Source organism: Phycisphaerae bacterium, assembly GCA_018003015.1.
In the GTDB taxonomy this organism is placed as follows: Bacteria; Planctomycetota; Phycisphaerae; order UBA1845; family PWPN01; genus JAGNEZ01.
This window is the reverse complement of record JAGNEZ010000037.1, coordinates 39,440-64,571: the sequence shown is the minus strand read 5'-3', so window position 1 is coordinate 64,571 and position 25,132 is coordinate 39,440. Positions and strand designations below refer to the sequence as shown.

At 63.4% G+C, this 25,132-nt stretch carries 13 protein-coding genes; 8 read left to right on the top strand and 5 right to left on the bottom strand.

All coding sequences use genetic code 11. The annotated features are described in order from the left end of the window. The 7 genes from KA354_16095 to KA354_16065 all read left to right on the top strand — a co-directional run. Positions 1 to 1,721, top strand: a 1,721-nt coding sequence (locus KA354_16095) for a hypothetical protein (protein ID MBP7936164.1), incomplete at its 5' end; no start/stop codon positions are given. Positions 1,722 to 1,797: 76 nt separating this feature from the next. Further along, complete coding sequence (gene bamE, locus KA354_16090; GenBank protein MBP7936163.1) at positions 1,798 to 2,112, top strand: outer membrane protein assembly factor BamE; 315 nt, start codon at positions 1,798 to 1,800, stop codon at positions 2,110 to 2,112. A gap of 173 nt (positions 2,113 to 2,285) precedes the next feature. Beyond that, on the top strand, positions 2,286 to 3,002 hold the full coding sequence (locus tag KA354_16085; protein MBP7936162.1) for a prepilin-type N-terminal cleavage/methylation domain-containing protein: 717 nt from the start codon (positions 2,286 to 2,288) through the stop codon (positions 3,000 to 3,002). Positions 3,003 to 3,036: 34 nt separating this feature from the next. Further along, positions 3,037 to 4,134: a carbon-nitrogen hydrolase family protein gene (locus tag KA354_16080; GenBank protein ID MBP7936161.1), complete on the top strand. Its 1,098-nt coding sequence runs from the start codon at positions 3,037 to 3,039 to the stop codon at positions 4,132 to 4,134. A gap of 77 nt (positions 4,135 to 4,211) precedes the next feature. After that, on the top strand, positions 4,212 to 5,555 hold the full coding sequence (locus KA354_16075; GenBank protein MBP7936160.1) for a neutral/alkaline non-lysosomal ceramidase N-terminal domain-containing protein: 1,344 nt from the start codon (positions 4,212 to 4,214) through the stop codon (positions 5,553 to 5,555). A 134-nt stretch (positions 5,556 to 5,689) separates the two neighbouring features. Continuing rightward, complete coding sequence (locus KA354_16070) at positions 5,690 to 8,446, top strand: hypothetical protein (GenBank protein ID MBP7936159.1); 2,757 nt, start codon at positions 5,690 to 5,692, stop codon at positions 8,444 to 8,446. 95 nt (positions 8,447 to 8,541) lie between these two features. Next, on the top strand, positions 8,542 to 11,226 hold the full coding sequence (locus KA354_16065; protein MBP7936158.1) for a beta-N-acetylglucosaminidase domain-containing protein: 2,685 nt from the start codon (positions 8,542 to 8,544) through the stop codon (positions 11,224 to 11,226). On the opposite strand, the gene KA354_16060 is transcribed toward KA354_16065, so the two are convergent. From KA354_16060 to KA354_16040, 5 genes are all read right to left on the bottom strand, one after another. Then, positions 11,209 to 14,820: a hypothetical protein gene (locus KA354_16060; GenBank protein MBP7936157.1), complete on the bottom strand. Its 3,612-nt coding sequence runs from the start codon at positions 14,818 to 14,820 to the stop codon at positions 11,209 to 11,211. The two genes, KA354_16065 and KA354_16060, sit on opposite strands and share 18 nt — an antisense overlap. A gap of 13 nt (positions 14,821 to 14,833) precedes the next feature. Then, a complete protein-coding gene (locus KA354_16055) occupies positions 14,834 to 17,923 on the bottom strand; it encodes a hypothetical protein (GenBank protein MBP7936156.1) in 3,090 nt (1,029 codons plus the stop codon). A gap of 42 nt (positions 17,924 to 17,965) precedes the next feature. After that, a complete protein-coding gene (locus tag KA354_16050) occupies positions 17,966 to 18,793 on the bottom strand; it encodes a PEP-CTERM sorting domain-containing protein (protein ID MBP7936155.1) in 828 nt (275 codons plus the stop codon). 107 nt (positions 18,794 to 18,900) lie between these two features. After that, positions 18,901 to 22,422, bottom strand: coding sequence for a hypothetical protein (locus KA354_16045; GenBank protein MBP7936154.1), 3,522 nt, complete (start codon positions 22,420 to 22,422; stop codon positions 18,901 to 18,903). A gap of 59 nt (positions 22,423 to 22,481) precedes the next feature. Continuing rightward, the gene (locus KA354_16040) at positions 22,482 to 23,633 is read right to left on the bottom strand and encodes a substrate-binding domain-containing protein (protein ID MBP7936153.1); all 1,152 of its coding nucleotides are present in this window, start codon (positions 23,631 to 23,633) and stop codon (positions 22,482 to 22,484) included. A gap of 334 nt (positions 23,634 to 23,967) precedes the next feature. Between KA354_16040 and KA354_16035 the strand changes: the two genes are divergently transcribed. Next, the gene (locus tag KA354_16035) at positions 23,968 to 24,849 is read left to right on the top strand and encodes a type II secretion system protein (GenBank protein MBP7936152.1); all 882 of its coding nucleotides are present in this window, start codon (positions 23,968 to 23,970) and stop codon (positions 24,847 to 24,849) included. Positions 24,850 to 25,132 lie beyond the last annotated feature (283 nt).

The following is a 25,132-nucleotide window of genomic DNA, read 5'->3' as shown; positions in this document are numbered from 1 at the left end:
CTTACTACTACTTTCGCCTGGAGGCGGCGGCGAACAGCCCCAGCGGACTCGATGACGGGACCGGCTGGTTCTGGATCATGATTGACACGAATCCGGCCGTTGCCCAGTGGACGGGTTGGAATTCCACGAACAGCACGGACTACATCTTCCAGGGCCCGTTGATCGACAGCTGGGGCACTTCCTGGGATCAGGTCGCCTTCCCCCCGAGTCCACTCGCCGTCGAGGGAGCTGTCCTGCGATCCGATATGGGAGATCCCGCCGCGGTGAACCTGGTATTTGTGGGCGAGAACGGCCCGGACTTCTACCCCGACGGAGCTTTCAGTGCGGACTACTTCCACTATACCGTGCATCCCCCAAGTCCGACCGGCGGCGAGCCAATAGAAGTGTACACGCTGAGCAACAAGGTAGCCAACGGGGCGATCAGCATCGACGGCAGCTTCTCCGACTGGTCCAGCCTCACCTTCTTCCCGGAGGATGCGGCTGGCGACGGCGGCCCGGACCAGGACTGGCTGCGGGCCTCCATCGCCCACGACGATAACAACCTCTATCTCATGGTCGAGAGGACCCCGGAGAGCACGGAGTTCCAGGGAGGTCTGGGGCAGGGCTACTGGATCATCCTGGACACCGACCGTGACAAGGCAACCGGCTTCACCGGTTTCGGGGCGCGGAGCTTCTCGATCGGCGGCGAATACAACTGGGGCGGACTTGCGTCCAATGCCTGGAGCAGCAATGGCTGCTACGATCACAACGTGCCCATGACGATGCCGCCGCAAGACTACGAGGAATTCTCCTTTCCGCGCTCGACGTTCATCAACCCGGAGAACTTCACCTTCATCTTCGAGGGCGAGACTTCCCACGACTACTACCCGGACAGCGCCAGCACGGAGGGGAAGGTGCTGCATTACTACACGGGTGCTCTGCCCGACCCGCTGCCGGGCAACATTGCCGAGTCGAGATCCAACTCGGTGACCGACGGGACTATGCGGGTGGACGGCCAGCTGGCCGACTGGGCGAACATCACACCCTACACCGCAGACCCGATCGGCGATGCCCTCGCGGCCAGCGAGGACTGGGTGCAGGTATGGGTTGCTCATGACAGCGCTAACTTCTACTTTCTGGTAAAAAGGGCGCCCGGCAGTCTCCCCTTTACGGCACTCGGCTACTGGACCGTGATCGACACGGACTTCAATCCCGCCACGGGGCAGAAGGGCGCATGGGCGCCGGCCGTCATCGGTGCCGAGATTAACACCAACGGGACCCAAGGCCACAACCTCTGGGCTCCCGATGCCGGTGGCGGCTTGGTCGCCGGTGGTCTGCCCCTGCCAGCAGCGGCCACAGGCCCCATTCAGACCTCGATCGAGTCGTCGATCCCATTGTCCGAGCTGGGCAACCCAACCCGGTTCCGGGTCATCTACGTCGGCGAGAACTCCGGCGACTACTACCCGAACGGGGCCAATGCCGACAAGACGTTCCTGTACACGTTCCGGCCATGTCACAAGCCGTTCGCCGACGCGGACGGCGACGGCGACGTGGACCAGCTTGACTTCAGCGCGTGGCAGCTCTGCTACAGTGGCAACGGCACCGCGACCGTCGACAGCTGTCTCTGCTTCGACCGCGACTATGGCGACCAGGGTGACGGCGATATCGACAGCTCCGACCTGCTCGCATTCGTGAACTGCTTCAGCGGACCGATGGTCCCGGCCAGCACGGAGTGCGAGTAGTAGACACCACGGACCGAGAGCCGCGCCGGCGGGCTACCTTCGAGTCTCCCCGCCGGCGCGGCCGGAGCAAACACCCATGACGGCCCGCAGACTGTACAGGTACGCCATCGTGGGGGGAGCCATCATCGCCGCTACAGTGGCGGGCTTCTACGCGACCTGCAGTCAGACTGATTCCGGGTCTTCGTCTCCCGCGGCCAAGTGGGAACAAAAGGAGAACTGGCGGCAGATCAGGCCGGGCATGACCCAGCAGCAGGTGCGCGGTATTCTCGGTGAACCGACCGCCAGCACAAGTGACCTGGCGTTCACGCGATGGACATACGGAGAAGGACCCGCAAGCGGCCAGATGATCTTCGCAGGCGGCATGCTCCGGGACTGGACGTCACCCAAGTAGGCCGGCCCGGTCAAACTCCCGCCGGCCGCGGGCCGAAGGTGGGCGCCGCGCCTCTGTGCCCGGCAAGCGCCGACACGGAGCCGCCGAGTGGGGATTGGACGAATACGATCCGGAAGAAGCGGGCCTCTAGGTCTCCATCGACGGAAAGGGAAGAACGACAAGGAGAAGCGGCCATGAATCGCTCAAGAGCATTCACGCTGATCGAAATGCTGGTCGTGGTGGCCATCATCGCCCTCCTGCTAGCCATCCTGATGCCGTCCCTCAGCCGTGTCCGGCAGCAGTCGATCTCAGCCACCTGCCTGAGCAACCACCATCAGATCGGTGTTGCCCTGACCATGTACGCGAACCGCAACCGAGGTTATCTGCCTCCCCAGAATACCAACCTCATCGAGTGGGTGCCGGACCCGACACGACTCGCGTTCGAGAAGGAACTGGGCAGGAACAACTACCACAAGGTCCTGTTCTGCCCTAACGACGACATCATGCGCGACCCGGAAGTCGAGAAGCGACCCCCTTGGCCGCCCGGGCACGCATATGGCACGACGGTTTACCGCATCGGATACTACTACTTGGGCAACCCGACGTGGCGGAACCCCGCCAACCCGTCGGACGCGTCGCCCCCGGCCGACGTCATGTGGCTGGATGTCAACCGCAACGGGAAGAACCGGGATGAGTACATCTGCAAGATCGACGAGAAGAATGCGGAGCAGGTGGTGGTCATGACCTGCCGGATCATCCCGCAGGGCCCGCGCGAAGGGTGGCTGTTCCGCCATCCCCTGGACGACAAAAAGGGCTGGTCCAACGTTGCGTGCGGCGACGGCCACGCCGAGGTCCGAACACATTCCAAGGTCAAGGTCCGCTGGCATTCACCGTACCCCGTCGGATGGTAATCGCTGCGTCGACCACAAGGGGATGAGACTGGACATGATCGCGTCGAATTGGAGTACCGTTGCGGCCGTGGCCGCAGTGTCGATCGTCGCGGGCCTCCCCCGGCCGGCCGTCGCGGATCACGCGTTCCCTTCCGCGGCCGATGCCTCGGGGGTGGCCACCGGACAGGCCCCTTCGCGCCCAGAGGAATCGCTCGGGCAACTCCGGAGATCCCCTGATCGGGGCAAGACCTACCCGGGAGGCGCGAAGGACCTGCCCGGCCGCCAAGTCAAAGTGTCCGCTATCGCCATCGGCACCGGCGGCGAGCACGACCAGAAACTGAAGCTGGCCCTTGAGCATCTGCAGACCGCAGGTAGTCTTGGCGTGGATATCGCCTGCCTCCCCGAGGAATTCGCGGGCGAGCAGGCCGAGCCGATCTCCGGACCAACGACCCTCGCGGTCGCGGAATTAGCCCGCAAACACCAGATGTACGTGATCTGCCCCATTCGCGAGCAAGCAGAGCAGGGCAGGCAGTACAACACCGCCGTGCTCATCGACCGCCAGGGCAGGGTGGCAGGCTACTACCGCAAGGTCTTCGTGTTCTGGGGCGAGGGTCTCAACCTCAGCGAGGAGGGTGTCAAGGTCTTCGACACGGACTTCGGGCGAATCAGCATCCTCACCTGCTTCGACGCCAACTTCGCCGAGCTGTGGCAAGACGCCGATCAGCGCGGAGCCGAGATCGTGTTCTGGCCCAGCGCCTACGGCGGCGGCATGCCGCTGAATGGCTATGCCATGTGCCACAACTACTGCATCGTCCCGGTCGGCCGCGGCAATATCATCGATGCCACCGGCCGGACCATGGAAGCCGTGGAGCAGCCATGCCCCGGCCAATTCGTAGCTACCCTCGACCTGGATCGCACCATCGTGCACAAGGACTTTAACAGCAAGAAGGTGGCCCAGCTGCTGAAAGAACACAAGGGCCAAGTCGAGATGAAGGATTGTGACCTGGAAGGTTGGTATATGCTTTGGTCCGTGAAGCCGGGTGTGCGTGTCAAAGACCTGTGCCGGCAATGCGAGATCGAGACCCTGCGCGATTACCGGCACCGCAGCCGGACACAGATCAACCAGACGCGAAAAAACAAGGGGAAGATCTGACCACCCACACGCAGATCCGCGGCGGTCTGTAGCCACAGCCGCGCGACGCATCGAAAAGTCAGTGGGGAGAACGGTGCATGCTCGCAGGTTTTGCCTCGATCGATATCACACCCCCCGCAGGCGCGGTTCTCAACGGCTTCATCGCCCGCACCTCCGCCAGCACGGGTATCGACACTCCACTGAGCGCGCGAGCCCTGGTCTTCGATGACGAGCCGATCCGAGCAGCCCTCGTCAGTTTCGATCTACTGGGCCTCTCGCCCGCTCTTGCCGACCGGCTGGTGGCGAAGCTCGGCTGCCTCCTGGATATTCCATCGGATCAGGTCGTCCTGGCCTCAACCCATACCCATTCCGGGCCTATGACTGCCCGGCTGCGCGGGATCGGCGACGAGGACGCTCCCTATCTCGCCCGACTCGAGCGGGCAGCCGTCATTGCGACCCAGGGAGCTCTCGCGGATCTACAGCCCGTTCAGGCATCCTGGGGCAGTGCATCGGTCAAGCTCGCGCACAACCGGCGTCAGAAGACCGTGGGGCCCGAAGGCCTCAGCGTCATCCTGGGACGGAACCCGACCGGACCCACGGAGACCACCGTTCGCGTGTTGAGCCTTCGTGGCGTCAACCGCTCCATTCTCCTCTTCCACCATGCGTGCCATCCTTACTGTCTGGGCGGCGACAGCACCCTCATCAGCGCCGATTTCTGGGGGTACGCGGCCGAGGCCCTGACGGCCCAGGGGCACGCCTGCATCTACCTGAACGGCTGCTGTGGCGATCTCTCACCGGAACTGGCTTTCGGGGGCCCCAAGGCCGCGCGTGCAACTGGATACACGCTCGCCGAGGCCGTCCTCCGGGGCCTTCAAGCTTCCCGACGATCCCACCGCGACATGCTGGCGGTGCAGTCGCACTCGTTCAGCTTGCCCTACGACAGGGTGCCGCCCCTGCAGCTGATCAAGGCCGAGCTCGGTCGGGCTGACAAGACTGTCCGGGACAGCGAGCGGGACAACCCCATCATCGTCGAGAGAGTGCGGAGGGCTTGGCAAGAATGGCTCGCCGACCTGGAGGCGGCCCTCTCCTCGAATGGGCAACTCCCGCCTCTCCCGGTTCGTATCTCGATTCTGCGGTTGGGTGACGGGGCCATCGTGGCTTTGCCGGGGGAGATGTTCTACGAGACCGGCCGCGACCTGGCCGCCTGCCTGAAGGCCGAACCGGTCTGCGTGGCCGGCTACTGCCACGGCTACATCGGGTATATCCCCACGCCCGAGTCATTCCCGCTGGGCGGATACGAGGTGGAGGAGGCTCACCGCTACATCGGCCTGTGGCGGGTCAGTCCCCAGACCACATCGCTCATCAGGAACCAGGTGCTGAGCCTGTGGAACTCGTGCGGAGGCGCTGTCCATGAGCATGGGTGCGTGGCCGGGAGAACCTGAGGCGGTCGTATCACGCCACGCCCCGGGATCCTCGGCTCGTCAACCAGGAAACTGCCTTGAGCGCCGGTTCCGGAGAACACAAGGCACGACCACGACGGAGTACACGGAACTGCCCGTATGAAAGGAATTCAATCATGACGCCACGCAGCTCGACACTCGCCTTTATGTCCATTGCCTTGGTCATGCCCGCCACGGCGGCCAACCTGACCATCGACCTGCCGCTGGTGGAATCGTTTAGGGCGCCAGCCCTCGACCCGGCGTGGAAGGTGGACACCTCCAAGGACAACTTGATCTCAGTCAAGGACGGCTCCCTGGAAATCAAGGCTGCCGAACACACCTACGCCCATATCCAGCGGCCGCTGGGCGTCGATCACATTCGCGCCTCGTGCACCATTCAAGCAAGCTCCGGCGTGAGTTGGGCCACCTCGCTCTTCCTCTACTGGAGAGCCGGCGACTGGTGCCAGATGAGCGTCATCTCGCGCAACGGCGGTTCCTACTACGTGTGCCTGACCGCCAACGGTCAACGCACCGAGCAGGATCTGAGCCGCTGCCGGTTCACTGACTTCCAGAATGTGGCCATCGAGCTGGGCGACGATTGCATCCGATTCATGTCCAGCACGGACGGGAAAACATGGGCCAACGAGCTGTTCGTCCCACGCCCAGCAGAGCTGAGGGGTCCCCCCGCGCTGCTCGTCCTCGGCAAGGGTTTCGGCACCGACGCGAACTCTCCCGACCTCAACGGCGACTATGGCGAACGGGGGCCGGTCGGTATCTCACGAGTTCGCGAGGTCCGCGTGGAGAAGACCGAGCCGGCGCGGATGAAGATCACCACTGCGGAGCGCCGCGAGCGGGAACTCGCCAGCCAGGACCCCCTCGGCCGTCAGATTCTCGAATCGGGCCAGGAGCCATCATACGAGGCGGTGGCGGCGATTCTGCCGCCGCTGCTCAAGCCACGGGAAGCAGTGGGCGCCAAGGAAGGCCGTTACGAGGTCGGCGTCCAGTACGAGGGGACGATCCAACTCGATACCGGCTCGGACGGCTGGGAGCAGAATGGCCCGACGGCTTGGTTCGAGCTCGGCAGTCCGCCGGTGCGATTCGGCGCGACCGGCTGCGCCAAGCGACTCGTGGACGGACACTTGCCTGTCGTCGTCTGTGAGTCTAGGCATGACGGCCTCACCGTCGAGCAGACCGTGCTGGGCTGGTCGGAGGGAATGAAGCCCGACACCGAGCTGTGGGCTTACGTCCGGCTGACCGTCACCAATCCAGGTACCGCCGCGAGAACCGCCCCCGTCGCGTTCAAGTCCAGACCCGAGGCGATCAGCAAGCTGGATCCGGTCCCCCTCCAGGTCCCCGCCGGCGGCAAGGCAGAGGTGTTCTTCCGTGTTTCGTCACCGGCCAGGGATGCCGGCGCCGCCCGCGTCGAAGCCGCGGAGTTCTCCAGCCGCCAGAACGAAGTCGCCGCCTACTGGGACAAGGTGGTCAATGCAGGGATGCGGGTGACCACTCCCGAACCGAGGGTGAACAACGCCTGGCGAGCGTGGCTGGCCTATAACTTCATCAACGTGGACAAGATCGGCGACGTCTATCAGCCGCATGACGGGGCCGGGTTCTACGAGGCCATCTTCGGCTACAGCGAGGTGCTCTACGCCCACGCTCTGGACCTGTGGGGCTTCCACGACGAAGCCCGCCGGTACCTCGAGAGCATGTTCGCCTTCCTCAAGCCGGACGGCCTGTTCGCGATCAACTACGGGTTGCCGGACCACGGCGGCCTGCTCTTCGCCTTGGCCGAGCACTACCGGCTCACCGCCGACAAGGAGTGGCTCCACAGCGTGGCCCCGCGCATGCTCAAGATGTGCGACTGGACCATCGCTCGCCGGCGGAACATCACGAACCAAGGAGCCGACAGGCAATCCGTCACCTATGGCCTGATCAAGTTCCGACCCTACTGCGACTACAACGTCGAGACCTACAACTACTACGCCAACGCATACTGCTGTGTCGGCCTCGAGCATGCTGCGGCCGTACTGGCCGACGCCGACCTCGCCGACGACGCCATTCGGATCGCAGACGCGGCGGCCGCCTACCGAAAGGACATTCTCGCATCGATGGACCGGGCAATCATCGAGCGCGACGGGATGAGATTGCTGCCGATGGAACCGGACACCCACCGGCTGCTGAAGGACAGTCATAACGAGTGTGGCGACTACTACGGCCTGGTGGCCTCGATGTTCCTCGAGAGTGAATTCCTGCCGCCGGACGACCCACGAGCCACTCTGGTCGTCAACGGTCTCGAGAAACGCAAGGGCCTGATCCTGGGCATGTGCGAGTTCAACGACGGTGTTGATCACGCCTACACATATGGATACTGGCTCAACTGCTTGCAGCGTGGCGAGGCAAACCGCGTGCTCCTGGGTCTCTACGGTTCCCTCGCCTATGGCATGGGCCGCGAGACATACTGTGGCGTGGAGGTGACGTATCTCAAGAGCGGCGAGCCGACCCCGACCATGCCGCACCTGTACTCCGGCACCCAGCAGCTGCGGATCCTGCGCATGATGCTGCTCCGTGAAGAAGGCGACGGGGTGCTCATCGGCCCCGCGATTCCGAAAGCCTGGTTGACGAACGGCAAGCGGATCGAGGTTCGCCACGCCGAGACCAAGTACGGGCCAGTCTCGTTCGTGATCGAATCCGCAGTCGACACCGGCCGCATCGACGTGGCGATCGCGCCGCCGACCCGCCGGATCCCGGCCCGGATCCAGCTTCACTTGAACCACCCGACCGGTAAGCCGATCACAGAAGCGACCGTCAATGGGCAGCCGGCCGTGAACGTGAGGGGCAGCCTGATCACGATCCGCCCAGAGAAGGAACCCCTGAAGATCCAGGTTGGCTATTAGGCCGGGATGCCGGCCACCCGAAGTCCCTGTGCGCATACGTCCGTGGAGGCGGGACTACCCGCCCTCCAGTCTTGGCGAGTACCGTGATGTATCCCATGAGCAGACTGCTGACGCTTGTGATCCTCCTCGAAGGTCATGCCATGGCGGGGGACGTCGCCCGCCGGAGCAATCCCGTTGCGGAACGCACCATAGCCATTGACGGGAGGTTCGACGATTGGATGAGCATAAGCCCTTTTCTATCCGATCCGGCTGGTGATGTTCCCACGGGCACGCAGGACTGGGTGGAAGTCCGGGTCGCCCACAGCGAAACGACGCTCTTCATCCTCGCCGAGCGGGCCCCCGGCAGCGTGAGTTTCTCCTCGGCTCTCGGCACCAACGGAACCACCGGCGGTTACGGCTATTGGATCATCCTGGACACAGACCTGAAGCGATCGACCGGCCTCAAGACTGCCAGCGGCCGAGCATTCAGCATCGGGGGAGAGTTCAACTTCGGCGGGGCCCTGGCCCTCAATCGGTGGGCGCCGGCCGGCGGCTTTCTGGGCCCGTTGGAGTATCAGCGCATCGAATCAGGGACCACAATGGAGCTCTCCGTGCCTCTGGCCACGCTGGGCAATCCGAACGCCTTCAACCTGATCCTGGTGACGGAAAGCCCCGGCGACTATGACCCGGACGGCGGGGATCAGGCGGACTACTTCCAGTACACCCTTCGAGACGTACCCCCGCCGCAGACCGGAGAAATCGCCGTCGGCTCAAACCCCGTCTCCCGCGAAACCATCAGACTCGATGGACAGCTGGCCGACTGGGCGGGGGTCACGCCTTTCCCCGTCGATGCGGCCGGAGACGTGACCGGCGGGCAGGACTACGTACAGGCCTGGATCGCCCACGACGAGCTCACCTTGTACTTCCGGCTTCAACGAACACCTCCGTCACCCTTTTTCGATGCCACTCCCGGCTACTGGGTGCTTTGCGATACCGACTGCACTTCATCCACCGGCCTGATCTCCGCAAGCGCTCGTGTCTTCTCCCTCGGGGCGGAATACAACCTGGCCGGCGTGAAGGAGTTCAACACCTGGGCCGCGGAAGGCTGCCACCTGGGCACCACTCGTCCTTACCGCTATGCCGTCTCGCCCGACGGCCTGGATCTCGAGATCGCCCTGCCCTGGTCGGCCGTGAAATGGGCCCGGCAGTTTCGGGTGATCTTCGTCGGCGAGGACTCGGGTGACTACTACCCGGACGGCGGCGACGAAGGAGCATGGTTCAAATACACGACGCTGACCTGCCATACGCCGTATGCGGACAGCGATGGCGACAGCGACGTCGATCAGGAGGATTTCGGGGTCTTCCAGACGTGCCTCGGGCCGGCCTCCTCGACGACGCCTCTACCGGACATGTGCGCCTGCTTCGATCGAAACGCAGACAACTCGATCGACCTGCTGGACTTCGCCCCCTTCCAGGTTTGCGTCAGTGGCCCCACCGTGCCCGCGGATCCGAGATGCGAGCAGCCTGACTTGCCGATCGGAGCTTTCTTCAACCACTTCGTGCAGCTCCCCGAAACCCCTGGGATCTTCCCTCAGCCTCTGCCCCCAGGAACCGATCCGGGCTTCGCCATTCGCGGAATCAAGGGCTGGAACTGGACGGCGGATCAGTACCTGAGAGCCGTGCCTTATCTGACCCAGGGAAAGATGAACTTCCTGATGAACTGCTATCTGTCCATCTTCGCTGTGCAGGGCGGCAACAATTGGTGGCTGCCCCTGCCTTCATCCGCGAAGGTCGCCTACCAACAGGTGATCTCCACCTGCCGACAGAATACCATCGAGTTCTGTTTCTGCATCCACCCCCAGTTGGGCTCGTCACGCCCGCTGGATCCGACCAGCGATTCCGATTTCGAGCAACTCTGGTCCCATTACGCCTGGGCCCAATCGGCCGGCGTACGCTGGTTCTGCGTTTCCCTCGACGACATCGGCGGGGTGCCCATCGTCGGGGCCCAGCACGCGGCACTGGTCAACAAGCTGCTTGCACGCCTGCGACTCGCCGACCCCGATGCCCGAATGATCTTCTGTCCAACCTACTACTGGGGCGATGGCTCGGTCGGCCACGACTACCTGACCGAGCTGGGCACCAACCTCAGCACCGACGTGTACCTGTTTTGGACCGGAGACGCCGTCGTGACGCCGAAACTCACCAGGGCCGCAGCCAACGACTACAAGGCGGTGGTCCGACATCGGCTGATTCTCTGGGACAACTACCCGGTCAACGATGGAAACCAGACGCTTCACCTCGGCCCGGTGATCGGACGCGACCCCGGACTCTGCCAAGTCCTCGACGGATACATGAGCAACCCCCTCTGCCCCCAGGATCAGGCAAATCGCATTCCGATGCTCACCTCCGCCGACTACGCCTTCAACCCCACGGCCTATGACCCCTACCGGTCTGTTGGCGAAGTCATCGCCCTCCTGGCCGCGACCCCGGCCGGGCGAGCAGCCCTAAAGGACCTCGTCGAAGCCTACCCGGGCATGGTCGGATTCAAGTGCGGCACCTTCAGCACGGGCTACAATCCAGTTCGGCAGAAGTACACACGTCTGGCCACGAACTTGCCCGTCGCCGGGGCTTACCTTCGGTACTTGCGCGATCTGTCCACACGCCTCGGTCAGGAGTTCCCGAACACCTTCCACGACGCGAAGGCAACGCTCGACCTGGACATTCAGTGGGTGGCTCAGGAGTATGCGGCGGACGGCGGCGAGACTGCTCCCGCGGCACGCGGACTACCGGAATCGCAGTGAATACAGATCCGCGTCCTTCATCACGAACCGCAATCGCACCGGCTCGCCGGCGAGCGAGCTGACATCCGACTTGCCTTTCCAGGTCATGACACGCTCTAGGTCATCGCCGATAATCTCGTCGGCGTCGGTCAGAGAGAATCCAGGCATCGCCTTGCCGGCCTCATTCTGGATTTCGACCCGGATACCACCGACCGCAGAAGTGGACGCGTTCAGGATCAGTTCCTTGCCGGTGAACGTCAGAGGTTTGGTCACCATCTCACCACCGCGGTATGAAGCACTGACCGAGGCAAAGCCATCGGTGCGCAGGGTCATACGTTCGATGCAGGCCGACGGCTGGCCGTAGTGCCGCTGGATGTAGATCGACATCTCGCCCAGGCCGGTGGGAACAACGCCAAGAGCCGGATAGTTGGCTCGCGCCACCCAGTTGCGCAGATCGCGGCCGGGACGAATGAAGCTCTCCAGGAAGGTCCGGTCGTACCACTTGCCACCGCGGCTGGTGAGCAGGACGGCATCGGACGTATCTTCCTTGAGACCGTCATAGTTGCGCTTGTTCTCCAGGTCGAGGCTCCTGACCTGCTGGTCGGTCAGCGCCCGGCGGCCAGGATTGAAGCGAGCAGCCACTGAGACATAGAGGTGGGGAGCCCGAGAATACGGATGCGTTTGATTGGTGTAGAGGTGCTCGGGCGGCGTGTCGCCATAGTCCATGTCTACCGGGGCGGTCCAGTGGAGAAAATCCTTGGAGGTCGTGCGGCTGATCCAGCGCCGCTCACGTCGCCAGGTGCGGTAATAGCACAGGTAGAGCTGCTCGGAAGGCGACCAGAAGGCCACGTTCTGGGAATCGAACTCGCCGCGGGTGATGAGCGCCTTCGGCGCAACCGGCTTCCAGTGGATGCCGTCGCCGGAGACGAAACCAAACAAACCCTCGGAACCCGTGCCGCCGACCGCCTTGAATCGTTCGGTCTCGGGCACACCCGGACGGCTATCGAGGAACGGGCAGAAATTGTGGGTCACGGTCTTCGGCTCAGTGAGGATGACGTTGTTGTGGCGTGTGCCGGCGACCTCAAACAGTCCCAGATCCGGCCGCGTCCAGGTGACACCGTCCCTGCTCTCGGCATAGCAGGCAACCTCCTGGGCTTCGGAACTGGCATCGGCCTGGCTGGTCGTGGGCCGTCCGCGGTAGTACATACGGTACAGGTCAACGTCCTTGATGACCGTCACATACCCGCTGACAATGCCCTCCCAAGGCCTGTCGAAGTGAAACACGACGCCGGCGGATTGAGGATGGTGAAGGCGAAGCTCAGTGCCTTCCAGCCTCTCGATCAGAAAACGATCCACGAACAGTTCCAGACGCGATCCGATGCTGCAGGTGCGGGGCACGGCGTTCGCCTCCATCGGTATCGCGGCACGGGCAGGGCGCACCGGCCGGGTGCCGCTCCGGCTTGCATCCAGGAAAGCCTGTGCACCGTTCCTGGCCAGGGTGCCGATTTCGTTTGAGGTCAGCGCTCGGCGCAGGACGAGCACATCATCGACCGAACCGGTGAATTGCTCGTTGACCACTCCACCCAAATCCTCCCCGATCCGCAGGTTGGTCCCCAGCAGGACCGGACCGGCGGGTACTTCGCCACGCCCGACCTCACTGCCGTCAAGATACAGAACGGTCTCGCCGTCCGAATAGGTCAGCGCAACGTGGTGATAGCGGCCGGCGTCGAACGAGCTCGTTCCAGACTGCACCTCCCCCCCATTGACCACGCCCCGCAGGCCGGCGACGGTCTTGCCGCTGGGATCGATGTCAACAATGAGTTCGCTGGTCCACGGCGGCCCGCTGCCTCGATAGTTGCTGAACAACCTGGCGAATCCGGGAGTCGCAGGCTTGACCATCGCGGCCAGCGTGAAGGACGTACCCAACTGGTTGGTGCTAGGCAGTTCGACGGTGGTCAGCTCGGTGACCGTCTCGGAAATCCGAAAGCCGGCTTCACCAAAGGCCGCCTGCTTCAGGCCGCTGTCTACCCCGGCGGAGCCGCGAACCCGGCCGTCCTGCGATCCGTCGACACACAGATGATCTATGACCGCCTGTCCTTCGTCGCCTTCGAAAGTGTACAGAATGCCATGGTCGGGCCGAGCGACCTGAAGGTCCTCTCCGGCGCAGAAGGAGTATAGCGATGCATTCTGGAGCACGAATCGCAGTTGTATCGCACCCTGCCCATCCGGCAGGTGGTTCGAACCCTTCCACGTGACCTCCTGATCGACACTGTCAGCGGTCAATGGATCGCACTCCCGGCGAGAGTAGCCGGCCAACGGCTGACCCTGGCCGTCGACAATCTCAACCTTCAGAGAACCACGCACGGCACGGTAGTTCACGCGCAGGGGGCCGCGGACACCGGCCAGCGGGTGCGTGGTCACCGTGCCGGCGGTCGCGCCGGCGTCGAGCGACGCGAAGCCATCCTTGCGCAGCACCGCCAGGCCAATCGCTCCTTTGCCGTCGGCGCCATGGGTGACGTCAAAGCCGCCATAATAGAGCCTGACCTTGTCACCCTCGACGAGCGGGTGGTTGGGTGTGAAAACCATGCCGCAATCCCAGGCCCCTTTGGGCCCGGTCGGCAAGATCGGCGTCCGCGGCTCTTCCTGGCGGGTCCAGTTCACGCCGTCGTGGCTGGTGACCATCTCCACGAAGATCGGACCGTCGTTATCGCCGTCGGTAATCGGAAAAACCCAAAGAAAGCCAAGGTACATCGACTCGTAGGCAAACGCACTCAGGCCATAGAAGTCGGTGTGTTGCCCGGGGCTCTTGACCCAGCGATCGTCAAACTCATCGGGCACGAGCACGAGCCGGGCAAGCGGCCAGGACTCGAACAAGTGGGTCTCGGAGAAACCCACGCATCGCCGGCGGTAACCGCGAACCTCGGTGAACTTCTTCGGATACCCGATGTAGCGCCTGTTAAACGGATCCCAGGTGAAATTGCCCACGTCGCCAGGATCGCGCAGGACGGGATACCGCGGCACATCCGTCCAGCGAATTCCATCCGGAGAGCAGGCTCCGAGGTACCCGCTGACCGTGTACTTCGGCGGCGTGCGGCCATACTCGTAGGTCACGAGCTTGTACTGCCGCAGCGGGTCGGGGTCGGCCGGCGTGTGAATGACCTGCGGCGAGTGATCCTCGTGGGAGCGCCTCAGGAACAGGTTGTTCCTGGTCGAGCCCCTGTAGTCCACCAGGCCAAGTTCGGGCTTCTCCCATTTCAGACCGTCGGAGCTGGTCGCATACAGCTTGCGGTATTCCCCCTCCGCCCAGGAATGATACCACATGCGGTAGCCGGGACCCTTCTGCGCAGGCAGAACCGTCCCGTAGAGATAGACGATCGAGCCTTCCCACGGTCGATCGGCGGTCAGGACCGGGTTGGCCGCGTGCTTCTCGAAGGCATGCCAGGTCTTCTGAAGACCGGACTTCTCGGCGACAAGCCAGTCATCGACGAACAACTGCCACGGACCGCTCAGGTCGTTCAGTGAGCGGGAGACCGGCTCTGCGAACGCGCCGCGCGCGCAGAGCAGCATCCCCGCAGCGAAACCGAGCCCGATTCGCCAAATACCTGTCGGATTCATCGCTTGAATCACCTCATCGATCGCAGTTCGGATCGGCGGGGATTCCGTCCCCGCTCATGCACGCCAGGAAGATCGCCAGATCGGCCGCGTCCACGTCGGCATCGTCATCCAGACGCGCCGGGGCGCACGCCGGGTCGGCCTGAGGATTGTCCGCGCCCGTCATACAGGTCTGGCACGCACCGAAGTCGGACTGGTCGACATCGCCATCGCCGTCGAAATCCGGGAAGTGCGAGAAATCATACAGCCGGGCGATACCTTGCGTGGCCACGGTCGCAATCTCGCTCGCCGAAAGGACTCGCTTGATGACAACGACGTCGTCGGCGTTGCCACGAAACTGAGTGGACTGGATCTGGCTCTGGCCCTGGCTCGATCCGCTGCCGCCGGCCTGTACGCTGAAGTTGTCAAGCAGAATGCTCTCGTCGGGCTGGAAGCCCCACGCATAGAACTGGCTGCCACGCAAATCATCTAGAGCAGGTGTGTACCAGCCGGGTTCGGTGACGTAACCGTACTGGAAATGCCGGCCGGTCAACCAACCCCTCGCACCCGCGCCCGAGCCGGTGAGTTGCGTTACGCTCACGTCTACCGTCTGTCTGCTGGGATACAGCGTCGAGCTGATCCGGAACCAGTTGCCAACCAGCTGATCGGCAGGAGCTTTGAACACGCTGACCCAGCCGGCACCGTCCTCGTAGTAGTTGAACCCGGCCGTAAGCGTCGATGTATCCGCGAAGTACAGGTAGAGCAGCACGGGCCAGCCGTACGCCCCGTTCACCGTGCCGCCCCATTCAGCTCGATAGACGAACGGGCTCATGCCCACCCAGTTGCCGCGACTGACCACCTTGAAATCGAATGACACGGTTACCGGACTGACCCCATCCGAGGCGAAACCCCACGGACGAATCAGCTGGCAGTCTGAACCGTCGCCCTGCCAGTTCAAGCCGTTCGGCGTGGACACGGCGTCGGAATTCGCGACCCCGACCGTGCCAGCCGCTGCTCCGAACCACTTGGCCACACTTTGCCAGCCGGCAGCCGATCCCAAGGCATCGCTGTCGAAAGTCTGATCCAAGATCGGAGCACCCTCGGTGTCCTGCCCGAAGTGAAGATTGCGCGTCAGCCACACCGACCCCGCCGGCACCGTGCCGGCGCCCACCGGATTACCGTCGAGATACAGACTCACGGCTCCGTCGTCGTAGGTCATGGCTAGATGGTGATACGCGCCGTCAGCGAAAACCCGTTGCTGGGATCGGATCGACGTTCCCTGGACCGTGCAGCGCAAACCCGGGATATCTGTCCCCGTCGGATCGAAATCGAAGATCAAATCCCTCGACGAGGCGGAGCCACTGCCGAGATAGGAGCTGAACAACCGGGCCAGACGATTGTCGGCCGGTTTGATCATGGCGGCCAATGTGAACTGCCGACCGAGGTCGAATGTGCGCTCGATCTCGATTGTGTCCACCGCTGATCCGTCGCCAGCAAAGGCCACTGAAGAGTTGCCGAACGCGGATCGGGCTCGATCGGTAACCACCAAGACCGCGCCTTGGAACACGGCAGCCTGCACGCCATCGGTACTGAGCTTGTCGGCGGCGGTGGCCCCGCTGTCACCCTCGAAGGTGTAGATGGCGGCCGGTCCGGCATCAGCGGCCTCGATCGCATCACCGGCTCGGAACGAATACAGCGATGCGTTCCTGAAGATGAACCGCAGACGAATCGGTTCAACGACCGGCAATATGCTCACCAGACCCCAGGTCACGGTTCGATCGACGCTGTCAGTCTGAATGAGATTGCAGCTCGCTTGGTTGTAGCCCGAGATCACCTGGCCGTTCTGATCCAGCACTTCGACCGCCAGCCAGCCGCCGGAGGCGTTGCAGTTGACCTGGAGTTGGCCGGAGGCACCGCTGAGCAGGCGCGTTGTGACGGTGCCGGTTGTACTGCCGGCATCGAGTGAGGCGAAGCCGTCCTTGCGGAGCGTCGCCAAGCCGATGGCCCCGGCTCCACCGCCGGCGGCGTGAGTGATGTTCCAGCCGCCGTAGTAGAGCTTGATCTCACCGTTCTCGACCAGTGGGTGGTTGGGCGTGAAGACCATGCCGCAGTCCCAGGTACCCTCCGGGCCGAGCGGAAGAACCGGCGTTCGCGGCGGCTCCTGACGAATCCAGACCACGCCGTCGTGGCTCGTGACCAGTTCGACGAAGATAGGGCCGTCGTTGTCGCCGTCGGCAATGCGGAACACCCACAGGAAACCGATGTACATCGACTCGTAGGCAAAGCCGCTCAGTCCGTAGAAATCCGTGTGCTGACCTCCTTCGGTCACCCAGCGATCGTCGTATTCGTCAGGCACAAGGCACAGCTGCGAGACCGGCCACTGCTCGAACACGGTGGTCGCGGAGCAGCCGACACACCGTCGCCGAAAACCGCGCACATCCGCGAACTTCTTGGGGAACCCCATGTATCGCCGGGTCAGCGGATCCCAGACGAAGTTGCCGACGTCGCCGGGATCCGGCAGTACCGGGTTGGCCGGCGCCGGGGTGAAGTGGATCCCGTCCGGCGACCAGGCCCCCCAGTAGCCGCTGACCGTGTGATCCGGGGGCGTGCGGCCATAGTCGAAGTTGATCATCTTGTAGCGGCGCGCGGCATCGGACTCCCAGGGCGTGTGGATGATCTGCGGGGTGTGGTCCTCGGTCGTGCGGTACAGAAAGATGTTGTTGGCGGTCGAGCCTTTGTAGTCGACCAGGCCGAGGTTCGGCTTCTGCCAGATGAGGCCGTCGGCACTGACCGCGTACAGCATCCGGTACATCCCGGCGTTGTAGTCGTAGCAGTGATACCACATGCGGTAGCCGGAACCGCTCTCGGCGGCAAGAACCGTACCATAGAGGTACACGTTATTCGACTCCCAGGGCCGGTCGGCCACCATGACCGGCACTGGGAGCTTCTGGAAAGCATGGTACGAGCGGGTGACGTTCTGCGTGCGGGCAACGAGGTGATCGTCAGCGAACAACTGCCACGACCCGCTCAGGTCGCCAAGCTGCCGGGCAGCGCGCGCTTCATCCGGCCACGAGATCAGCGACAAGCCCAGAGCCAGACCGAGCCATGCAACCGCCCTGTTGCCCATGTGCCGCACGAACGCCCCCCTGCAAGAGATACCCGAGAGTCCTCACCGGCTCCGCCGCCGGCTGACCAAAGCAAGGCCACTCAGGCCGAGCAGAGCCAGTGAAGCAGGCTCGGGCACGACCACTCTCAGATTGTCGATCAGGAGTTCGCCGCCGAACGAGGCGGACGCCGGGTTAAAGATCACCAGGCCGCGCAGAGCGTCCATGGCATCACCGTAATAGTCGGAAGCCACGCCGTACTGGAAGCTCGCACCCGTGACACTGCCGGTCGCACCGGCCGAGGGACCGGTCAGCAGGGTCACGGTCACGTCAGCCGTGCGAGCGGCCGGATGCACCGTGCCGGACCAGTGAATCCACTGCCCCCGGAGGTCGCCGACGACCGCACTGTCCAGCATCGTGATCGAACCAGCGTTCTCGTCATAGTAGCTGAAGGTGTTCTCGACGGTAAGGTTGGTGTTGACCGGCCAGCCGAAGCCACCAGAACTACCCGAGTCACCGCCCCACACGGAGGGATTGTACGCGAACGGGCTGACGGCGATGTTGTCGCCGTAGTTGTTCACTTTCATATCGAACGACACGGTGATATCCTGAACGCCGTCGGAGGAAAGCCCGCCGTAGTCGCGCCATACGAAGAAACCGGTCCCGTTCGGATCAGTCACACTGAGACTGTTCGACGGGGACACGGAATCCGCGCTGGTCACCGCCGCGACCGCGCCCGGAGTCGGGTCGAACCAACGCTGCCCGCCGCTCCAGCCGGCCGCCGAGCCGACCGCGTCGCTCTCGAAGCTCTGCGAGAAGGTCTGCCCGAAGGCCGCGCCAGCCACGACACCCATTACCCCGCACACCCACACCAGAGTCCGTGTTGCTCTCATGTCTCTCTCCCGCTTTCCGGACCGGCTCGACCGGTCCCTCCTCAACATGCGACAGCCATCTCTCCGCCGGCTACGCGCCGGCAAGCGGTGTCGCTCGACACCATGGATCAGTCTGCACAAGACGGGTCCGCCTGGATCGCCGGACCACTGAAGCACGCGCTGAACTTGTTCAGGTCGGCCCCGCCAATCGCATTGTCCTTGTTCCAGTCCAGACACTTGCACGCGTCAGCAACGCCACCCTCGGCACCAGTGAAACACGCCTGGAAAACGCCAAAGTCCACCTGGTCCACGTCGCTGTCACCATCGGCATCGGCAAACGGCCTCGGGCATCCGCCGAGAACCTCCGCGGTCACGTTATCGACCAATACTTCGCTGATTGCGGCACCGCTCGACTGGAAGATGTCGATGCCATGGTAGTTGGCGATGTCGGCATCGAGCGGATTCTCGCCGGGGGTGGTCTGGAAGCTGCCGACGATGTGCGCCGACAAAGGAGCCGGAGTCATCAGACGAGTGAGGGTCAGGTCGACCGTTCTGGCGCCGACATCGATAATCGCTTCATAGTGGAACCACTGGCCAATGATCTCGGCCGTGTCGGCAACGGGCATGAAGTTCTCCCAGTTCCCGTTGTTCAGGTAGTTCATCCCGATGCTGAGACCGTCGCCGGTGTCGGGATCGAATCGCATGGCAAACAGGTTGAGATTGAGCGCGCCATTCGGTTCCCAGCCGGAGACGATGAACGATAGCCCACTCACCGAGTGCTGCACGATCTTGAAGTCATAGGCCACACGCAGCTTGCCCGTCGCGGCACTGGGCAGCGGCTCCCATCGCCGAACGAGTGCGCTTCGCCCATCCCCTGCCGGCTCAAGCCAATGTAGACTCCTCGATCCGCCGTCATTCGGACTGGCTTCGGTATCGATGACCGTGACCGTCGAGTCACCGCAGGCCGACGAGGTGATGGTCGGATAGCCGGTCTCCCAGCCCCCAGCCGCACCCACCGTGTCGCTCTCGAAGCCCTGGTTCAGCGGCAATGCCGCGAGCCCGCCGCCCGCGACGACGCTGAGATCAAAGTCACCCGACGTGCCATTTTCGCCGGACACGCGGATAATGCACTTGGCCGAAGCGGTCAGCGATAGGACGAGTGAAGCACCGGCTGGGCCGCTGGTGCAGGTCAACTCGTTGCCCAGGGCCGCTGGGCAGCCCGAGTGGATCGAGAGGACCGGCGTGAACGCACTCTTTGGGCAAACGCTGATTGTGTAGGTGCCCGTCGTTGCCGGCGTGAACGCGTAGAAGACATCCGGACTGCTCCCGGAGCTGCCGCACGAGGCGTCGCCATCAACGGCGGCCATGAGCGTGGTGCCGGAAACCATCCCCTCAGCCATCACCGTCGCCGACTCGCAGGTATCGTTCAGAATCGGAGCGAAGCAGAAAATGTCCAGCCCGAAGAAACCCGACTGCCCATCGACGCCCGCCACCCGAATCAGGTAGCTCGTTGACTCGACGACCGGCACGGACAGGCACGGCTGGAACTGGTCACACAAACCGGTGGCACAGCCTTGGGCACAGCCGGAGGCCAACTGGTTGGCAGCTGTCCCCGGACAAGTGTCGGAATGCACCGAAACAACCGTGTCGAAACCAGAGCTGCAGCCTCTGATGATCAGATCACCGGTGCAGGTGGCCGTGTACCGGTACCAGACGTCCGGGCTGCCCGAAGTGTTGCCGCACGACGCGTCGCCATCCGGCGTTGCCCCCAGCGTCCGCCCGTAGATCTTCCCGTTACCGATCGTCAGGGCGTCGGCACACAGGTCGTTCACCGGCAGGGTCGGCGTTGCGGGAGGCCCAACTCGCACATCGTAGTTGTCGATCAGAACCTGATCGTCAGGCCCAAAGGTGGAACCGCCTGGGGTGAAGAACACCGAGCCACGAATCTCGTCCATCGCCTGGCCATAGTAGTCGTTGGCCACGTCCCACTGGAAATCCTTGCCAATCACTCCACCGGAAGTCCCCGCCGCCGGACCAGTCATGACTTCGACGACCACGTCCGCCTTGCGAGTCGCGGGATAAAGCGTTCCTTCCCAGCGGATCCACTGCCCGTTGAGGTCCGCTCGGTCCTTCGCGAACATGGTGATCGAGCCAGCGACCGCATCAATGTAGCTGAAGAGCCCGGTGGGCTCGTAGTTAGTGTTGACCGGCCAACCAAACGCATCGGCGTGCGGCGTGCCCGCTGCGCCCCACAACCCCTTGTTGAAGGCGAACGGACTGAACGCGATGTTGTCCGCGAAGTTGTTGACCTTGAAGTCGAAGGACACACTGATTGGATCGGTACCGTTGGACGACACCGTCTCGTACGCCCGCCAGGCCATCATGGTCGTGCCGCTGCCGGTGACCATCAGGCTGCGCGGAAAGGAGACGAAATCGGTGTCGGTGACCGCCACGGTCGCACCCGGAGTGGGGTCAAACCACCGCTGCCCACCGAACCAGCAGGCCGTCGAACCCACGTCATTGGTGTCGAAATTCTGCGGGAAAGCCGGACATTCCGATTCGCAGACTACGCTCGTATTCAGAGTAAACGCCCCGCTCGCCCCGCCCTTGCCGGCCACACGCACCCGGTATCGCGTCCCGTTGGTCACCGCGATGGTCACACACGACGCCGTCCCGCCGCAGGGCGTGCCCATGCAGTCGTCACTGCAGCCACCGGCCAGCTCGGTGGCGGCCGAAGCCGGGCAGCCGTCGGCGTGAATCGACACGACCGTATCGAAACCCGAGCCGCAGCTATCAATGGTCAGCTGTCCGTTGCAGGTCGCCGTGTAGGCATACCAGACGTCCGGGCTGCCGTTCGAGTTGCCGCAGGAGGCGGTGCCGTCGGGCGTGGCCCCGACAGTTGTGCCGGGCGTTGTGCCGCTGCTGAGAGTAAACGCGTTGCCGCAAGCGTCGTTGGTGCCCTGGCTGACGGCGGCATCGAAGAGGATCGGGTTACTTCCTGCAACGCTGTTGGCAAAGAACTGGATGTAGCCAATGCCCACATCGGAGCTGCGGGCGTTCAAGCCCATGGTCATGGACGCGCCATCGATGGTCGCCGTGAACTGACCCGAGCCGACGGTGTATTCAATCACCCAATGCTGCCAGACACCATAGGCGACCGGGACGCCAGTTGTCGCGTAGGCAGACCCGCCTTCGTAGTAACAGAGTTGGTCACCGATAATCGCGGTGTGGATGGGCGAATTGTCAGCTCCCACAGTCGTCCCCGAGGTGTTATACCAGACCATCTGATACCAGGCTTCCTGACCCTGTGCGGCCGGGGGCAGGAAGACCATGGTGTCGAGGCGAATGACCGTGCCGGTCCCGCTCCCGACGGGGTCCAGTCTATGCATGAGAGGGCTGTTGGCGCTGAACATCGCCAGGAACTGGCTGCCCTGGTAAGCCCCGGGAGGCGCAACTTCCTGCACCGTCCCGCCGCGGACCGTCCACGTGCCGATATTGGCCACCGGCGGCAAGCCCAAGGCATCAGGCACCTCATAGTCGTCAAAGAGGGAAGTGACCCCGTTCACCGTGACCTGCGTGGCCCACGAGGCTGGACCAAGACACAGGATTGCGCCCAGCACCACCCCCATGGAAACAAGGTATCGTCTCATCTTCCAACCTCCAGAACCGCAAGAGAGCCCGAAGCCACATGAGACGGCTCGGTGCTCCTCTAACCCGCCGCCGGCCGCTGGGCGCCCGTGGCCCGCGGCAGCGTCGATTCTCGTTCAACCAGCGTGGACCGGATGATCTCCCGCGGAGCAGCCTTGGGCCGCCCACCCATCGATTGGGCCAGCATCTCCGCGCATCGGCGGCCCAGTTCAACCAGCGAATAGGGCCCGATCGAGGTGATCGCCGGATAGGCGAAGGAGTACATCGGATGATGATGCAACGCGACGACCTGCACCCGCTCAGGGATGGGTATGCGACGCCGGGCGGCGGCCTGCAGAGCCAGCATCGCAAACTCCGGTTGAACCGCCAGGATGCCCAGAGGTGCGTCGCTTTGATCAAGCAGCAGGTCAATGGCCCGGGCATAGTCGGCCATATCGGGCATGAGGTGATAGTAGAACTCGGCGGCGCTGGGAATGTGAGCTCCCATAACCCTGGCCGCCTCCCGAACCCCTTCGACCAGGAAGACCTCAGCTCCAACAAGCTCCTGATGGCAGAGGGCCACCACCCGCCTGCTACGACACAACAGCTCGCCGGCCATCCGGCCGACGTTCACCATGTCCTCATAAACGCACGGCAGACTCACTCCCGGCTCGACGTAGCCGGGCACAACACAGGGCAACTCGTAGGTGGCAAACAGCCGCTTGAAAGCCGGGGGCATCCCCGCCAGAACATAACCTACCTCGCACGGCAACTCCGCATTCTGGCGGATCAGCTGCTCTACCGGACCAAAACCCGCAGACAAATCGACATACAGATAGTGAGGGGAACAACCCGGGAAAACCTGAAAAAGACCTTCCGAGATGGTGTTCACGGCCATCTCCGAACTGAGACGCACACGCGAGGGACTCAGCCAGAAAACCCGGGTCGGCGGCTCCTGGCGAAGCTGGGCCTCGGCCAGACGAATCGCGTCGTGACTGATCCGTAACCGCCGGCCGCCACCCCGATTGGCCCACCCTTCACTTTCGATCCGCTGCAGGGCTCGGTGAGCACTCACCACCCCCGCCCCGCTGGTCCGAGCCAGCTCACGGACCGACGGCAGTGCCTCGCCAACCTTCAGACCGCCACTCAGAACCTGCCGACGAAGCTGACGAACCACCCGCATGGCCACCGGGCCAACGTCCAGAACGTCATTGAGTCCTTCCTCTCGCCTCATCGAAGTCCTCGCACCGGCCTCGAACCGCCACCCGCCCAGCGATAGACCCGCCCACTCGCCCGCCGCATACACGCCTCCTCCCCTGAAAACCGGCCACCTTAGCCCAGGGCGCGTTCCGACTTGCTGTTCTACCAGCCATTACACCAGACCAGGGCCTCACTGTCAAGCCTCTCACCCCCGGCTTCCCAGAAAAAGCATATTCCTTGGAAAAGAAAGACCACATATCGGTCCTTCACCTTCTTGACAGGGCCGGAACAGGTCGATATTCTATCATAAGCGGCATAACATCCCAGCCGATGTCCATGTGGGGTAGAATCACCGCGGAGGATGCCACATGAGCGGGCGACATCTAGACAAGACCACGGCCTTAGCAGGATTCACGCTGATCGAGGTCCTCGTCGTCGTGGCGATCATCGCCCTGCTCATCGCCGTCCTCATTCCTTCCCTGAGCCGTGCTCGCGATCAAACCAAACAAGTCACCTGTGCATCCAACATGCACCAGCACCTCAACGCCTGCATCATGTACGGCCAGGACTACCGGGGAAACCTCCCGAGAAACGCAACCCAGTACGCCAACAACGGGGCTTCCTGGTGGATCGACACCGTCCTGGCATCCTACGATCCCAGCGGTCGCGGCGTCTACGATCTCCGGGCAATCATGAAGCGGTACATCGGAAACCAAATGGAGATCTTCAGCTGTCCCGCCAACGGAGGCCCGCGACTGGACGACCCGGCCAACATCGAGAAGGCTCTGTCTGCCGGCTACATGGGCGCCCAGGTCATGATGCTCTACAATTCGACCTGCGTGTTCCAGGGCACTTCGCTCGACAGACCATGGGCTCCAAAACAGGAATGGACCGCCGGAGGCTCACCCTCCTCGGTCCCCATCGTCCAGGACGAGTACACCGCCAGCGGCCCCGGCGTAACCAATCTCACCAAGTATGTCTTTAACCACGGCCGGTCGTCGGAGCGTACCAACAACGCGGATATCCCCGCCTACACCAACTACTACACCTCGGCCTCCCAGGCCGCCTGCACCGGCGTGAACTTGGGCTACCTCGATGGACACACCAACTGGATCAAGAACACCCAACGAGGCGGCACCGGGGAATGGGTGCTTGGCGTCCACTGGAGCGGGTCCGCCCTGCGAATCGGCGGGAGTTCCTCCACATCCGGCGTGCCACTGACCATCAAGGTCAAACGACTCACCCCGTGACTCCAGCTCCCGGCCCGATTCGCCGAAGCCTCCGGCCTCCCCGCGGTACTCTCACCGCCAACGGCCACTGACTGGCCGCCGCTGACCTCCGGCCCAGGCAACCCGTCCCCCCAGGCCTCGCCGACCTTCATCGGGTACAATCCTCATCTGCAGGCATGCAGGTCCAAAACCACCATCGGCAACCGAACGCCGAAAACCTGCGAGGCGGCCGCCCACCGTTCGCTGACACGCCAGTCGGGATGGGCGACGGCGAAACGGCGGCACGGTTCGTCCGAGCGAGGAG